This is a genomic window from Planomonospora algeriensis (assembly GCF_977012225.1).
Genome location: NZ_CDRNDK010000790.1, coordinates 1 through 1818, shown reverse-complemented (window position 1 = coordinate 1818; position 1818 = coordinate 1). Strand labels below are relative to the sequence as shown.

Here is a 1818-nt window from a genome sequence, read left to right as displayed (position 1 = left end):
CCCCGCGGCCGGCCGCCTGCTCGCGGCCGAGGTGCCCAAGGCCGCGGCCGAGCTGGCCAGGATCGAGTACGCCAGCATGGCGATCGTCACCCTGGCCTACCCGCGCGTGGCGTTCCCCCAGACGCCGGCCGGCAGCGGCTACCTGGTCCCGCCGGCCGAGGGGCGCCCGGTCAAGGCCGCGACGTTCAGCTCGGTGAAGTGGCCGCACCTGGCCGAGGCCGACCCCAACCTGGTCGTGCTGCGCTGCTCGATCGGCAGGCTCGGGGAGGAGGCGCTCCTCCAGCGCGACGACGCCGAGCTGGTCGCCCTGGCGATGGCCGAGGCGGCCGAGATCCTGGGCGTACGGGGCCTGCCACTGGACTCCCGGGTCACCCGCTGGGGCGGTTCGCTCCCGCAGTACAACGTGGGCCACCTGGACCGGGTCGCGCGCATCCGCGCGGCGGTCGCGGCCCAGCCCGGCCTGGCCCTGTGCGGCGCGGCCTACGACGGCGTCGGCATCCCCGCCTGCATCGCAACCGCGCGTACGGCGGCGGCCCGGGTCCTGGACCACCTGTCCGCCCGGCAGAGCGGCTCCTCCGTCGCCTGAGAGGCGGCGGGGAAGGCCGGGAGGGAAAGGCCGGGGACGGTCCGCTGAGAGGGCCCGGTGAGAGGGCCCGGTGAGAGGTCCTGGGAGGCCGTTCCCCGCCGGGAGGACCGGGCGCCCGCCTCGCTAGATTTGGAGGGCGGGGGAAGCAGAGTTCCTGATGAGAGGGTGAGGACGACGGACGAGAAGCAGCGGCCCAAGGCGCGTGACCTGAACCAGGTGATCCGCTACACGATGTGGTCGGTCTTCAGGTTGCGCGACGGCTGCCCGGGCAACCGGGAGGGCCTGGCCGGCGAGGTCGAGGACCTGCTGGCGCAGATGGCCGAGAAGGACGTCGTGACCCGCGGCGTCTACGACGTGGGAGGCTTCCGCGCCGACGCCGACTTCATGTTCTGGTGGCACGCGCCGACCGCCGAGGACCTGCAGGAGACCTACTCGCGGTTCCGCCGCACCGACCTGGGACGGCTGACCGAGCCGGTCTGGTCGGCGATGGCGCTGCACCGCCCGGCGGAGTTCAACAAGTCGCACATCCCGGCGTTCCTCGCCGAGGAGGAGCCACGGGCCAACGTCTGTGTCTACCCGTTCGTCCGCTCCCTGGAGTGGTACCTCCTGGACGACGCCGACCGCCGCCGGATGCTCGCCGAGCATGGCCGGATGGCCCGGGACTACCCCGACGTGCGGGCCAACACCGTCGCCTGCTTCGCCCTGAACGACTACGAGTGGATGCTCGCCTTCGAGGCCGACGAACTGCACCGCATCGTCGACCTGATGCGCACCCTGCGCGGCGCCGAGGCCCGGCGGCACACCCGGGAGGAGATCCCCTTCTACACCGGCATCCGCAAGCCGGTGAGCGAACTGGTCAACGCCCTGCCGTAGCGCACTCCGCGGTGACTCCGGACGGAAAGGCAAAGTCCTGCTGGAAACGGGCGGCCTCGTTCCAAAATTTTGTCATACTCAGGAAAAATCTCCTGAGTGCGAGGTCAAGGTGACCAAGGGCGAAGGTCTGGTGCGTTCCGGGCGGCACAGGGGCGGACGCCGCAGGAAGAGGTCCCGGCGGTGGAGCCGGGAGGCGTCCGTGGGGGCTGCGGCCCTGGTGGTCGCGGTCGCCGGGATCGTGGCGGTGGGCCGGCCGTCCGGCGGGGCTCCGGTCGCCGCCGGGAGCGCCTCGGAGAGGGCCCCGGCGGAGAGCGGGGCGGCGGCGGAAACGGCCGTGGCGCTCCCTCAGGCGGGGGCGC

General features: G+C 72.8%; 2 protein-coding genes. Both read left to right on the top strand.

The genetic code is table 11. From position 1 onward, the window contains the following. The coding region (locus ACWJ6R_RS35800) for a protoporphyrinogen/coproporphyrinogen oxidase (RefSeq protein WP_449066458.1) at positions 1 to 586 on the top strand (586 nt) is incomplete at its 5' end. 165 nt (positions 587 to 751) lie between these two features. Beyond that, entirely contained in the window at positions 752 to 1459 is a 708-nt protein-coding gene (hemQ, locus tag ACWJ6R_RS35795; protein ID WP_068895965.1) for a hydrogen peroxide-dependent heme synthase, read from the top strand. The last annotated feature ends 359 nt before the right edge of the window (positions 1460 to 1818 follow it).